The following is a 14,074-nucleotide window of genomic DNA, read 5'->3' as shown; positions in this document are numbered from 1 at the left end:
AAGCACCCGCGGGTCCACCGTGGCCCCTGACGACGAAGCACCTGCCGGGCTCCCCGGCCTCTGACATAACAGCACCCGATGACGCAACCGCAGCCGCGAGGCATTCAGTTCCGCGAACCCCCCATCTTCGAGCGCGGCACGCCGGGCAGGACCGGCGCGTCGCTCCCCCCGCTCGACGTGCCCGACGTCGACCCCGGCGCCCACTACGGCGCGCTCGCGCGCAAGGAGGCGGCCGGCCTGCCCGAGGTGAGCGAGCCGGAGGCCTTCCGGCACTTCGTCCGGCTCTCGCAGTGGAACTTCTGCATCGACGGGCAGATGTACCCGCTCGGGTCGTGCACGATGAAGTACAACCCGAAGATCAACGAGTGGGCCGCGCGCATCCCGGGCTTCGCCAAGATGCACCCGATGACGCCCGATGAGCTCAGCCAGGGCTCGCTCGAGGTGATGTGGCGCCTCCAGGAGGCGCTCTGCGAGGTCAGCGGGATGGACGGCTGCTCGCTGCAGCCGTCGGCGGGCGCGCAGGGCGAGCTCGCGGGGCTGATGATGATGCGCGCGTTCCACGAGTCGAAGGGGCGCTCGCCGAGGAAGGTCTTCATCCCGGAGAGCGCCCACGGGACGAACCCGGCGAGCTGCGCGCTCAACGGGCTCGTGGCCGTCCGGATCGAGAAGAACGCCGACGGGATCACCCACCCCGAGCAGGTCCTCGCCGCGATCGAGCGCGAGGGGTCGGACGGCGACGTCTGCGGCCTGATGATCACGAACCCGAACACCCTCGGGGCGTACGAGACGCACCTGCCGGCGATCATCAAGCTCATCCACGACAAGGGCGGGCTCGTCTACGGCGACGGCGCGAACACGAACGCCATCATGGGGCACGCGCGGCCGGGCGACGTGGGCATGGACGTCATCCACATCAACCTGCACAAGACGTTCACGACCCCGCACGGCGGCGGGGGCCCCGGCTCCGGGCCGGTCTGCTTCAAGAAGCACCTGGAACCGTTCCAGCCGTCGCCCGTGCTCGTGCGGCGCGGCGACGCGCTCGCGTGGGACCGCGACCGGCCCCAGAGCATCGGGCGGCTGCGGGCCTTCACCGGCAACTTCGGGATGTTCATCCGGGCGTACGCGTACATCCGGGAGATGGGCGGCGAGGGGCTCACGACGGCGAGCAGCCTCGCGGTGCTGAACGCGCGCTACCTCTGGGCCAAGCTGAAGGACCACTACCTCGCGCCGGTGCCGCAGCCGTGCATGCACGAGGTCGTGCTCTCCGACAGCCAGATCGAGAAGGAGACCGGGGTCAAGACGCTCGACATCGCCAAGCGGCTGCTCGACTACGGCTTCCACGCGCCCACGGTCTACTTCCCCCTGGTCGTGCCGGGCGCCCTGATGATCGAGCCGACCGAGACGGAGACCCGCGAGACCCTCGACGAGTTCGCGGCCGCGATGCTGAGCATCCTCAAGGAGGCGCAGGAGACGCCGGAGGTCGTGAAGCAGGCGCCGCACGGCACGGTGGTCGGGCGCCTCGACGAGGCCCGGGCGGCGCGGCAGCCGCGCCTGCGATGGTCGAAGACCTGAGCTGCGCGGGGGGAGGGCCGCCCGCGGGCGGCCTCCTCCGGCGCGCGGCGCCAGCGGACGCGCGCCAAATTCGCGAATCCACGCCGGACGCGTCTACAATGAGCGACGAGGGACCGCGGTGAGGTGCCTCACGGGACGAGCGACGCGTGGCCGATACCGTTGAGAACGAAGGCGACATCGAGACGATCTGCCAGACCACCCCGGTCTCGGTCGGAGACACCGTGCGCCTCGTGTTCCGCGCATACGACGAGGCGACGCCGCCGTTCAACATCAAGATCCGCTCCCCCTCGGGCAAGATCATCATCGAGCGCGTGCTGCGCGACCTGCCCACCGGCAAGCCGCAGAGCGCCTCGCCCGTCGAGTTCAGCGCGTCGGCCCCCGGCGAGTACAAGATCGAGATCAAGCAGCTCTACGGCAAGCAGAAGGGCACCGCCGTCCTGCGCGTGAAGTCCTGACGCTCGGCCGGCCGGCACCCGACTCCCCTTCCCCCTACCGTCGCCGGAGCTCACCCGCACAGGAGACGGGTCCAGCTCGGCGTTTTCGGCGCGGAAGCGTACTCCTGTACGCTGAGCACCGAAAACGCCGAGATGGGCCCGTATCCGAAGCGGGTGAGCTCCTCCCTAGAAGCCCGGCAGGAGCATGTTCGTCATGCGGTCGGGGCTGACGATGCCCTGGTCGTGCATCCAGGCGTTCGCCGCGTCGACGGCGGCGCGGCCCTCGTCGCCCTGGAGCAGCTCGCCGTGGCGGCGGCGCGCGGCGGCGGCGTGGAGTGCCATGCCGGCGGACTCGAAGCCGCGCACGGCGTCGATGAGCGACTGGAGGGCCGCCTCGGCCTCGCGGCGCGCGGCGGAGACGGCGGCGCGCACGGACGCGGCGAGCGGGTCGGCCCAGGGCATGTGCTCGGCGTCGAGCTTGCGGGCAGCGCGGAGCGCCTCGTCGTGGAGCGGCTCGGCGTCGGACGGCGCGGCGACCGCGGCGGCGACCGCGGCGCAGGCCCGGAGGTGCGTGATGATGATGCGCACCGCCTGGATGCGCAGCGCGAGCGAGCTCTCGATGCCCGAGCGCTGCTCGGCGAAGAGGCGGTGCGTCGCCTCGCCCTCGCCCCGGTACAGGCCGATGTGCGCGCGGGCGACGAGGTCGAAGTAGCTCTGGAGCTGGAAGCCCGCCTTGGACCAGCTCCGGATCGCGTCCTGCGCCTGGCGCTGCGCAGCGTCGGGATCGTCGCCGACCAGCCAGTAGGCGTTGCTCTGCGAGGAGCGCAGGCTCGTGGCCAGGTAACGGTCGCCGCGCTCGTCGGCCGCCTGCAGGTACATGGGGACGCGGCGCATGAACTCGCGCGTCTCGCCGCCATACCAGAGCGCCCAGACCGAGAACGTGTGCGCCCAGCTCCGCTCCCACGTGACGCCGGTGCAGCGCTCGCGGAAAATCACGTCCGCGCGGTCGAGATCGGCCACGCCCTGCTTCCAGCGGCCGAAGAGCGTGGCCGTGACGCCGCCGACGAAGCCGACGAGGCCGAGCGCGTGCGGCCGGCCGATGCGCGCGGCGATCGCGCTCGCCGTCGAGAGCAGGTCGGCGACGCGGGCGGCGGACGGGCCGCCGTCGATCGCGAGGTAGGTCGCCTCGAAGGCGAGGGCGCGGGTCACGCGGTACGGCTCGCCTGCCTTGAGGGAGAGCAGCAGGTTGCGCGCCTGGAAGTCGGCGCCGCGCGTGGGGTCGACGATCGCGAGGCCCATCGCCGCCGACCAGCAGACGTCGATGCGCATGAGATCCTCGGGCGAGACCTCGTCGGCGGGGCGCTCGACGAAGTTCAGCCCGCGCAGGCGCACCTGCGCCCGCCGCAGCATCAGCGACGCGACCGCGAGCTCGGGCGTCTTCGGCACCTGCATGCCGACCGCGCCGAGCACCGAGCGCAGGCCCGCCATGCCGGCGTCGACGTAGCCGGCGCGGAGCAGGTTCTCCGCGGCGCGCCGCCCGAGATCGATCGCCTCCGCCTCCGGGGCGCCGTCGCTCGCGGCCATGTAGGCCTCGGCGGCCTTGGCGCCGCGCCCGGCGCTGCTCAGCGCGTCGCCGAGCTTGGCGAGCACGACCCGCCGCTCCGCCCCGCCGGGGAGGTGGAGATCGATCGCCATGCGGTAGAGGCGCGCCGCGTGGTCGAACGCGAACGCGGCCTCGGCCTGCTCGCCGGCGCGCACCGCGTAGCCCGCGGCGCGCTCGGCGTCGCCGGCGGCGCGCCAGTGCTCGGCCAGCGCCTCGAGCTCCGCCCGCCCGGAGGCCTCCAGCGCTAGGGCGAGCCGGCCGTGCCAGCTCCGCGACGTCTGCTCGTCGAGCCGGGTCGTCACCGTCTCGCGGATGCGGTTGTGGAACGGCTCCACGAACTCGTCCTGGCCCGAGCCGCCGGTCCGCACGAGGTTCGCCGCGCGCAGGGCCGAGAGCACCCGCGTGAGCTCAGAGAAGTCCGCGGCCATGGCGTGCGCGGCGACCGACGTCAGCACCGGCGAGCCGGCGCACACGACGAGCTCGAGGAGCTGGCGCGCCCGCGGGTCCAGCCGGCTGATGCGCGCCCAGAGGACGTCGTCGAGGCGCACCGGCCCGCCGTCGGTGTCCTGCGCCATGCGGTGGCGCAGCAGGGCGTCGATGAAGAGCGGGTGGCCGCCGGCCTCCTGCGCGATGGCCTCGATGCTGAGCGGGCGGCCGGCCGGCGCGCCCCGGAGCAGCAGCGCGCAGAGCTCCTGCGCCTCGGCGAGCGACAGGCGGTGAAGGATGATGTGCCCGAGCGTCTCGGCCGGCACCCCGATCTGCCGCGACAGCGGCGGCCCCGTCTCCGAGGCGGTCCGCACCGCCGCCACGAGCATCATCGCCCGCGGGCGCGCGGGGTCGACCGGCGCGCCCGCGGCCGCACCGTCGAGCCCCGGGAACGATCCCGGCCTGCTCGCCGCGACGAGGTCGGCCTCGGTCCACGGGCGCATCACCTCCGAGAGGAGCGCGACGCTGTCGGCGTCGGCCCACTGGAGATCGTCGATCGCGAGCACGAGCGGCCGCTCGGCCGCGAGCCGGCCGAGCAGCTCGCGCAGCGCGGCGAAGACGAGCGCGCGGATCTCGGGCGGGTCGATCGCCTTGCGCCGCGCGCGCGCCTCGGTGATCGCGGGGACCGTCCGGAGCACCGGGAACACCGTGCCGAGCAGGCCCGCGTTGGGCGGCAAGAGCGCCTTGATCTCCTCGGGAGGGCGGCGCGCGAGGTGCCGGCTCAGCGCGTCGATGAGCTCGTCCACCGCCTTGTAGGGGACCGCCTCGCGCTCGTAGCAGCGCCCCGCGAGGACGAGCGCCTCCTTGTCGATGCGCTCCAGGAACCGGCGGAGGAGCGCGCTCTTGCCGACGCCCGACTCGCCCTCGATGAACCGCGTGACCGCGCGCCCCATCCTGGCCTCCGCGAACGCGCCCTCGAGCGCGGCGAGCTCGCTGCGCCGGCCGACGAAGCCGATGCGCTGCGAGAGGACCGGCGGCTCCTCGATGAGCTCCTGCACGCGGAGCCGCCGCAGCACGTCGCGCGCTGTGGGTCGGGCGGCGGGGTCGATGCGGAGCATGTCGACGCAGAGCTCGTCGATGTCCGGCGGCATGTCCTCGACGAGCCGGCTCGGCGGCGGGGGCTCGGCCCGACGCATCATGTCGAGCGTCGCCTTGGGCGCCATCTGGAACGGATAGACCCCGGTCAGCGCGAGGTAGAGCATGACCCCCACGCTGTAGATATCCGCCTCGGGCCCGGCCGCCTTCGCCTCGGCCTGCTCGGGCGCCATGTAGTGGAGGGTCCCCACGACGGCGCGCTCGCGGCCTGTGCCGCTCGCGTCGGCGACGAACCCGAAGTCGAGGACGACCACCCGCCCTTCCGCGGTGACGAGCACGTTCGAAGGCTTGATGTCGCGGTGAACCTTGTAGGCCGCGTGCACGGCCGCGAGCCCCTGGGCGAGCTGCGCCAGCGCCGAGCGGAGGCGGGCCTCGTGGAAGGGGCGCTTGATGCGCGGCTGCTCCTCGGAGGGGGGGGCCTGGGCGGACCAGAGCGGGCTCGACGGCAGGGTGGAGCGCCGCCCGCCGCCGGCGGGCTCGCCCTGCGGCCCGGCGTCGCCCTCCTCGTGGAGCCGCACGTGCACGACGAAATCGACACCGCGGATGAGCTCCATGGTGAAGAAGAGCTGCCCCTCTTCCTCGTGGAGCTCGCCGAGGCTGACCAGGTTGGGGTGCTGGATGTCCTGAAGCGCACGGAACTCGTTCTTGAAGCGGAGGCGCGCGTCGGCGCTCAGATTCCGGAGGATCTTGAGCGCGACGCGCCCCTTCCGCTCGCGATCGAAGGCCTCGTAGACAACCCCCATCCCGCCGACGCCGACGACGCGAACGACCTGGAAGCGACGCGTGCCTCCGAACTCGGGTCTCGCGTTCCTCAGGCCCATGCGTGGACCAAGAAATCACCGGCGCCGAGCGGTGGCAAGCAGTGCGTGGAAGCGCGTGGAAGCGCGTGGAAGCGCGTGGAAGCGCGCGGAGGCACGTAGAAGCGCCCAGGAAGCGCGAAGGAGCGCACGCAGGCCCGCAGGGCGCGTTGGAGACCGCTGGGCCCGGCGCGGGGCGCGTGGAGCGCGCGAGGCCGCGGAGAGCGCGTTGCGAGCGGCAGACCATGGGGTGCGCGGGCGCGCTCGGGGCCTCGACGGGGGCGCGCGCGAGGCCGCGAGCAGGATCGGCAGAAAGGTGGCACCCCCAGGGGAATGCGGTAGCGTACCGGGCCTGCGAGCGAAAAGAGCCCGGCCGGTGCGTGCCGCTCAGCCGGTCAGCCCGGCGCGCACCCAGTTGACAACGGGAGGGCATCATGGTCTGCGTAGTACGCTCCGAGGCTTCGGAAGCGGTTCCGAGAGCGCCACGCGCGAAGGGTTTGCTGGGGTGATCCAGAGGTTGAGAGACTTCTTCTCGTCGTCGGCGCGAGGCAGCACGGCGCCCCCGACCGAGAGCGCGGCCGAGCACACCCCGGGATGCAGCCTCGTTGTAGAGAGTGTCAGCAAGAGCTTCGGTAAGACACAGATACTGAACGACGTGTCGTTCAAGGCGGAGGCCGGCGAGTTCGTGACGCTCCTCGGGCCTTCCGGCTGCGGAAAGACGACGCTGCTCCGCATCATCGCGGGGCTCGATCGTTCCGACCGGGGGCGCATCCTCCTCGCCGGCAGGGCGGTTGATCACCTGCCGGCGAACCGCAGGCCGGTGAACACGGTGTTCCAGAACTATGCGCTGTTCCCGCATCTCACCGTGTTCGAGAACGTGGCCTTCGGGCTGAGGTCGCGCAAATTCCCGGACCCCGAGGTGCGCGAGCGCGTGCGTTCGAGCCTCTCGATGCTCAAGCTCGATGATCTCGCGGAGAGGTACCCGCACCAGATCTCGGGCGGTCAGAAGCAGAGAGTCGCGCTCGCGCGGGCGGTCGTCAACGAGCCTGAGGTGCTGCTGCTCGACGAGCCGATGTCCGCCCTCGACGCGAAGCTGCGCGCCGAGGTGCAGCTCGATCTGCGCCGCCTCCAGCGCGCGCTCGGGAAGACGTTCGTGCTCGTCACCCACGATCAGGACGAGGCGATGACCGTCTCGGACCGGATCGTGCTCATGAACAAGGGCCGCATCGAGCAGCAGGGCGCGACGGCCGAGGTGTACGAGCGGCCGCAGAGCCGCTTCGCCGCCGAGTTCTTCGGCGCGGCCAACATCATCTCGGCCCAGCGGGTCGGCGCCACGCTCGTCTTCACGACGGTGGGCGCGCTGCGGGTCCAGACCACACCTCAGTGGGAGTTCGGCACGCTCGCGATCCACCCCGAGTGGATCGAGCTCTGCGAGACCGAACCGCCGGAGAACGGGGTGCGCGGCGTCGTGCGGGAGAGCTTCTATCGCGGCGACCACGTCGAGCTCATCATCGAGCCCGGGCCGCTCCGCGTGCAGCTCAGCCCCCGCTCGCGGCTCACGCCCGGCTCGTCGGTCTGGCTCGCCCTGCCCGCGGAGCGGCTCGAGGTGCTCAGTGACTGAGCCCACGGTCTGGTTTGGCCAGCTGACGACGCGGCGCCGGCTCCTCGCGCGGGGGTCCCTGTTCATCGCGGCCGGCGTCTCCTGGCTCTCGCTGTTCCTCCTCTTGCCGAGCCTCGCGCTCCTCGTCGTGTCGTTCGTGAAGCGCGACGCGGACGGCGCCCTGATCTGGGAGCTGACGCTCGAGTCGTTCGCGCGCATCTTCGGCTCCGCGTCCGGCGAGAACGCGCGTATCCTCATCAGGAGCGTCGTCCTCGCGCTGATCGCGACGTCCGCCTCGGTGATGCTCGCGTACCCGATGAGCTTCTTCATCGCCCGCGGCTCGCAGCGCCGGCGGTTCTTCTGGCTCGCGACCATCTTCGTCCCGCTCTGCACGAACCTCGTGATCCGCACGTTCAGCTGGAAGCTCCTCCTGTCGGCGCAGCTCCTGCCCGCCAAGGTGGCCGCCTGGCTCGGCTGGATCGACCCCGGCCGCGACATCTATCCGAGCTGGACCGCGGTCACGCTGGGCCTCGTCGCGGCCTCGCTGCCGTTCGCGGTGATCCCCCTCTACACGAGCATCGACCGCCTCGACTGGTCGCTCGTGGAGGCGGCGCAGGACCTCTACGCCTCGCGGCTCCGCGTGTTCTTCGCGGCGATCTTGCCCCAGACCCTCCCCGGGCTCAGCGTCGCCGTGATCCTGACGTTCGTCCCCGCGATGAGCGTCTTCGTGGTGAGCGACATGCTCGGCGGCGCGAAGCACTGGCTCATAGGCAACCTGATCCAGCACCAGTTCGGCCCGGGCCGGAACATCCCTTATGGGGCGGCGCTCAGCCTGCTGCTCATCATCCTGACGCTGGGCGGGGTCTCCCTCTACCGCCGGAATGGGCGCTCCGTGGAGATCCTGTGAGCGGCGGCCGCGGTCCCTGGCGCGCGCTGACGACCCTGGCCGCCTTCTTCGGCTTCGGGCTCCTCTACCTGCCGCTCCTCGCGGTGGCCATCTACTCGTTCAACGCCGCGGAGCGGGGCCTGGTCTGGACGGGCTTCTCGGTGCGCTGGTACCTCGAGCTCTTCGCCGATCCCGAGACCAGCCGGCGCGCCAGGGAGATCCGCGAGGTGGCGGTGAACACGCTGCTGCTCGGCGGCGCCTCCACGCTCATCTCGACGATCCTCGGGACGCTGCTCGCGCTCGGGATGCGGTTTCCGTGGCCGGGCTCCGTGAGTCGCATGCTCGAGTCGATCGTCGACATCCCGGCGGTCGCGCCGGACATCACGTTCGCCGCGGTGCTGGTGATGGCGTTCAACCTGCTCCGCCGGGTGGTGGACTGGTTCGACCTCGGCATGACGACGATGATCATCGGCCACGTGACGTTCGAGATCGCGTTCGTCACGCTCATCGTCCGCAGCCGCCTCATCTCCATCGGACCGACGCTGAGCGAGGCCGCGATGGACCTCTACGCGTCGCCCTGGACCCATTTCCGGCGGGTCACGCTCCCCCTTTTGTGGCCGGCCATCGTGGGGGGCGCGATGCTGGCATTCACGATGTCGCTCAATGACTTCGTGATCAGCTTCTTCACGTCCGGCCCGCGCTCGGTCACGCTCCCGCTCTTCGTCTACCACTCTCAGGTGCGAGGCATGCGGACCGACCTGTTCGCCATCTCAACGATCCTCGTGTTCGGCGTCATCGTGTTCATCATCATCCTCGAGCGGCTGACCCGCTGGAGACACGATTGAGCCGTCGCCGGCGCGTCGCGAGCGGGCGCGGGGCGCGGCGCGCGCCCGGCGAGGAGCGCGCCGCGGCGACCGCGAGAGAGCCAGGCGCCGGCGCGTTCGCGCGGCGCCGCGTCACGGCCGCTCGAGGGCGCGGCGGCGACGTCATCCAGCCCTCAGCGACCGCGGCGGGAGCGGGCCTCCAGCGCCGCGCGGGCGGGCAAGCCCGAGCTCGCGCGCCTGGCTCCCTGCGCGCGTAGACGCGAACGGTTCCGGGGAGATCCACGCGCGCGCGGCCCCGGCGCCGCTCACTCTGTATGCCCTCCGCGCAGGGCGCCTACACAGCGAGGTCCACGTGGACCTCGGGGCATCGGGGGCTTGTGCGAACAGGTTGGATCGGCTCACGGCTTACGGTAAGCTGACCTGGCAATGCGGCTGTTCGTCCCAAGCTCGCCGTGTCTCGGCGTGACTGCTGGACCCGGCGGCGGCGCATTCCGCTCCACTTCGACCGTTGGGAATCGAGATCGAAAGATGAGCTTTCGTCGCTCCGCACTCCTACTCATACTCGTTTCACTCCTCACATTCTCCGGTCGGCCTGCCTGGGCGGACGATCTGGCCGATGAGGCCGATCTACACTTCAGGATCGCCACCGACCGGTACTCACAGCGCGATTACCGGGGCGCCCTGGAGCACTTCCTGGTGTCGAACCGGCTCGTGCCGAACCGCAACGTCATCTTCAACATCGCACGAACGTACGAGGCGCTCGGGGAGTACCCAGACGCGTTCCGCTACTACGTTCAGGCGCTCGAGCAGGAGCCGAACGCGGCGCGCAGGCCCGCCATCGAGGAGGCGCTCGCGCGCATCCGGCCCAACGTCGCCGTCATCAACGTGCAGACGGACCCGCCCGGAGCGACGGTGTACATCAACCGCCGCGATCTCGGCGGCCGCGGCAACACGCCCCGCCTCCTCGGCTTCCAGCCCGGCAAGCACAAGATCATCGTCGACCTCGAGGGCTACGAGCCGGCGGAGGTCGAGAACGTCGAGGCGAAGACCGGCGAGCAGACGAACGTCGCGATCAAGCTCAAGCGCATCGTCGGCACGGTGCGTGTCGTCGGTGAGACGGCGGGCACGCAGGTCAGGGTCAACGACGCGAGCGGGCCGGTGGCGTGCACCGCGCCGTGCGATCTCACGCTGCCTCCCGGCCGTCACCGCCTCTACCTGTCGCAGGAGGGTTATCAGCCGTCGGAGCAGGACGTGAACGTCGCGGCCGGCACGACGGTGCCCGCGCGCTACCGGCTGAACCCGCTGACCGGCAGCCTCGTGGTCAACGCGGACGAGCGCGACGCGCTCGTCGAGGTCGACGGCAAGCCGATGGGCTTCACGCCGGCGGTGCTCAACGTGCAGAGCGGCCAGCGCCGGGTGCGCGTCTCGCTGCGCGGCTTCCGCCCGGTGGAGCAGGCCGTCAACGTCGTGGCCAGCCAGCAGACCCGGATCGACCTCTCGCTGCGCCAGCTCGAGGAGGTCGAGGCCGCGTCTCGTTCGACGGAGGCCGTCGAGGACGCCCCCGGCTCGGTCACCATCATCCCCGGGCAGGAGCTCCGCGCGATGGGGTATCCCACAGTCGCGGAGGCCTTGAGGGGCGTGCGCGGCCTCTTCACGACGTACGACGGCGTGTACACCTTCGCCGGCGTCCGCGGGATCAACCTGCCTGGCGACTTCGGCAACCGGATGCTCACGCTGCTCAACGGGCATTCGATGAACGATAGCTGGGTCAACCTCTCATACTTCGATTACCTGGCCCGGACGGACCTGGAGGACGTGGAGCGGATCGAGATCGTGCGCGGCCCCGGCTCGGTGCTCTACGGTACGGGCGCGTTCTCCGGCGTCGTCAACGTCGTGACCAAGGGCCGCCCGACGTCGACCAGCGTGGGCCTCGGCGTGGGCACGGCGGACAACTCGCTCATCCGTGGGCGCGCGTCGTTCCAGCTCCCGCTCGGGCGCGACGCGGGCGTGTGGATGTCGGTCGGCGCGGCGCGCAGCCTGGGGCGCGACTACTACTTCGGCGATTACAGGGATCATCCCACCTCCAGCGATCCCCGGCCCGAGCCGACCGAGACGAACCCGAATCCACCGGACGACCCGCTTCGTTACAGGTTCGACGGGCACTCCCGGGACAACGACAAGTTCACCGTGGGGACGCTCCAGGGGCGCCTCTGGCTGAAGTCGTTCTCGGCGCAGTGGTACCTGAACTCGCGCTCGAAGACGGTCCCCAACGGCGTCGCGACGACGCAGCTCGGCGTCGACAGGACGTTCTACCAGGACACTCGCGGGTTCCTCGAGCTCTCGCTGTCGCCGCGGTTCGGGGACAAGCTCGCGACGCTGACCCGCGCGAGCATCAACATGTACCAGTTCGAGGACAGGCTCTGGTATTACCCTCCTTCCATCGATGCTACCTTCAATCAGATCTATGACAAGGAGACGTTCGACGACATCTGGTTGCTCGCCGAGCAGCGGGTCGAGTTCAGCCCGATCCCGCAGCTCAAGATCACGGCGGGCGCCGAGGCCCAGATCCACTTCACGGCCGAGCAGACCGGCATAGACACGGCCTGCGCCTCCCAGGATCTTTGCTTCCCCTTCCAGTACCTGCCTCTCCCGGGTAATTCGAACAACGACGGTATCGACGAGCACCCCTACAACATCCTGGCGGCATATGCGCTCGTCGACATCACGCCGTCGGAGCGGCTCCGTATCTCGGCGGGCTCGCGCTTCGACTACTACTCGACGCTGGACGACCCGACGCCCGTCCCGAGCCCCAGGATCGCGCTCATCGTCAAGCCGTACGAGGGGGGCAACCTGAAGGTCACCGGCGGCCGCGCGTTCCGCGCGCCCTCGATTCAGGAGCTGTTCTATGGGTACGCCGTCCCTGCGGACAACGAACAGGGATACAACGTAACCTACAGGCCCGCGCCAGACCTCGAACCCGAGAACGTCTGGTCGGGAGAGGTCGAGTTCACGCACCGCCTCTCCTCCACGGTCTCGGCGCTCGGCGCCGGGTACGTGAACCACCTGAGCAACCTGATCTTCCAGCAGGGCTCCCAGACGGTCGGGGATCCGACGCGGTACGAGAACACCGACGTTCCCATCCTGGTGGTCGGCGGTGAGGCGGAGCTGCGCCGCGAGTGGCGTCAGGGATGGATGGCGTCGGTCTCGTACTCCTACGCGAAGGCGCAGTACCTGGAGGATGCCGGAGAGAATCAGCTTCGCCGGGTCCCGAACTCGCCGGAGCACATGGGGTCGGTCCGCGGCGCGGTGCCGCTCTTCGGGAAGGCGCTCGGCCTGGCGTCGCGCCTCACGGTCGAGGCGCCTCGCTACGACCGCAACGTCCGGGCGACCAGCGACCTCCCGCAGACCAAGACCGAGCCGGCGGTGATCTGGGACATCGTCCTCTCCGGGCAGGTGGATGTCGGCGGGCTCCGGTACAACGTCGGCGTCTACAACGTCGGCGACTGGCGCTGGACGGCCCCCACGGCCGCGCAGTACACCATCGCCAAGTTCCCGCAGAACGGCCGTACGTTCCTCGCCTCGCTCAACATGAGCCTCTGAGCAACGCGGGCGCTGGTCTCGCCAGCCGGCCCGACGCACGACAGCGCCCCTCCCGTCCAGCGGAGGGGCGTTGTCGTTTTGTCTCCCCCATCGTTACCAGACCGTGGTCCCCCGGCCCTGAGCGGCGCGCCTGGGAGGTTGGTTCGCGCTCGTCACGACGCCGGCTACCGGCAGGCCTCGTGCAGCGGCCTGCCGACCAGACGCCGCCAGCGCGACGGGCTGTTGTCTGAGCCCAAATGACGAAGAGGCTCCGGCGTGCTCTGCACGCCGGAGCCTCTTCGTCCAAGGCGAGTTCAGCCCATCCCCTGCCCCGCGCGACGACCTCGCCCTCCGGCGGCCGTACCCCGAGCGTGAGCCGGAAGGTCCCCGCTACTTGTTGTAGGGCCGCTGCGCCGGCTTGGGGCTGAACATCGTACACAGGATGGTGTCGTAGAACTTCCCCTGGAAGAAGTAGTTCTCCCGGAGGTACCCTTCCCGCTGGAAGCCGACCCGCTCGGCGACCCTGAGCGAGGGCCCGTGCTCGGGGTCGATGCCGGCCTCGATCGTGTGCAGGTCGAGCTGCTCGAACCCGAACCGCACGATCGCGCGCAGCGCCTCGGTCATGTACCCCTTGCCGCTCGCGGTGCGCGCCTGCTCGTAGGTGATCTCGGCGCGGTAGTGATACGGCATGAAGCGGAAGAACCCCGCGGCGCCGATCAGATGATGCTCCGCCCCGCGCACGCAGATGCCCCAGCGGAGCTGCGAGCCCTCCTGGTGCGCGCGCTTGAGCATGCCGATCATCTTTCGCGTGTCGGCGACCGTCCTGTGGACGGGGGCACCCCAGAGCCGCAGCCACTCATCGTCCGAGCAGACGGAGAACAAGGCTTCAGCGTCGGGCTCCGTGATCTCACGCAAGATCAGACGCTCAGTCTCGATGCGGGGATGCACGGCAAACGGCAGATCGAGAGGGCTACTCATCAGGGGATTCTCCCAGGTATGACGCCCAGCCTATCATCGTTCCGCGAGGCGGTGCCGCAAACTGGCGTCCGTGCGTCCGAATTGTGTCCGTTACGCACGACGTCGAGCCGACGCGTCAGCCACGCGCGGGGCCCTCCGCATCACACCAGGTGCGGCAGAGCCCGCGCGCCGCTCGTCGCGGCCGGTCAGACAGGCAACTTCACAGAGGTTGTGTGTCAGT

At 70.5% G+C, this 14,074-nt stretch carries 8 protein-coding genes; 6 read left to right on the top strand and 2 right to left on the bottom strand.

The window, feature by feature from the left end; all coding sequences use genetic code 11:
- The first annotated feature begins 78 nt into the window (after positions 1-78).
- Together gcvPB and WME96_RS46785 are read left to right on the top strand one after the other, a co-directional pair.
- The gene (gene gcvPB, locus WME96_RS46790; protein WP_437288019.1) at positions 79-1,572 is read left to right on the top strand and encodes an aminomethyl-transferring glycine dehydrogenase subunit GcvPB; all 1,494 of its coding nucleotides are present in this window, start codon (positions 79-81) and stop codon (positions 1,570-1,572) included.
- Between the two features lie 146 nt (positions 1,573-1,718).
- Positions 1,719-2,027 carry a hypothetical protein gene (locus WME96_RS46785; RefSeq protein ID WP_433932393.1) on the top strand — a complete coding sequence of 103 codons (309 nt, stop codon included), beginning with the start codon at positions 1,719-1,721 and terminating at the stop codon, positions 2,025-2,027.
- Positions 2,028-2,192: 165 nt separating this feature from the next.
- Here WME96_RS46785 and WME96_RS46780 read toward each other — a convergent pair whose 3' ends face one another.
- A complete protein-coding gene (locus WME96_RS46780) occupies positions 2,193-6,011 on the bottom strand; it encodes a serine/threonine-protein kinase (protein WP_437288018.1) in 3,819 nt (1,272 codons plus the stop codon).
- A gap of 481 nt (positions 6,012-6,492) precedes the next feature.
- Between WME96_RS46780 and WME96_RS46775 the strand changes: the two genes are divergently transcribed.
- The 4 genes from WME96_RS46775 to WME96_RS46760 all read left to right on the top strand — a co-directional run bounded on the left by WME96_RS46775 (position 6,493) and on the right by WME96_RS46760 (position 12,897).
- On the top strand, positions 6,493-7,608 hold the full coding sequence (locus tag WME96_RS46775; RefSeq protein ID WP_437288017.1) for an ABC transporter ATP-binding protein: 1,116 nt from the start codon (positions 6,493-6,495) through the stop codon (positions 7,606-7,608).
- Positions 7,601-8,494, top strand: a complete 894-nt coding sequence (locus tag WME96_RS46770) for an ABC transporter permease (protein WP_437288016.1) — start codon at positions 7,601-7,603, stop codon at positions 8,492-8,494. Before WME96_RS46775 ends, WME96_RS46770 begins: the two co-directional genes overlap by 8 nt.
- Positions 8,491-9,318: an ABC transporter permease gene (locus WME96_RS46765; RefSeq protein WP_437288015.1), complete on the top strand. Its 828-nt coding sequence runs from the start codon at positions 8,491-8,493 to the stop codon at positions 9,316-9,318. The genes WME96_RS46770 and WME96_RS46765 overlap by 4 nt, the downstream gene beginning before the upstream one ends.
- Before the next feature lie 675 nt (positions 9,319-9,993).
- On the top strand, positions 9,994-12,897 hold the full coding sequence (locus WME96_RS46760; RefSeq protein ID WP_437288014.1) for a TonB-dependent receptor domain-containing protein: 2,904 nt from the start codon (positions 9,994-9,996) through the stop codon (positions 12,895-12,897).
- 369 nt (positions 12,898-13,266) lie between these two features.
- Here the strand turns inward: WME96_RS46760 and WME96_RS46755 are convergent, their stop codons facing one another.
- Positions 13,267-13,791 (bottom strand): GNAT family N-acetyltransferase, encoded by a 525-nt coding sequence (locus WME96_RS46755; protein WP_437288013.1) that lies wholly within the window; start codon positions 13,789-13,791, stop codon positions 13,267-13,269.
- Between the last annotated feature and the right edge of the window lie 283 nt (positions 13,792-14,074).

Origin of the sequence: Sorangium sp. So ce406, assembly GCF_051474675.1 — a bacterium.
GTDB lineage: Bacteria > Myxococcota_A > Polyangia > Polyangiales > Polyangiaceae > Sorangium > Sorangium cellulosum_G.
The sequence above is the reverse complement of the archived record's forward strand: the minus strand, read 5'-3'. Positions and strand labels throughout refer to the sequence as shown.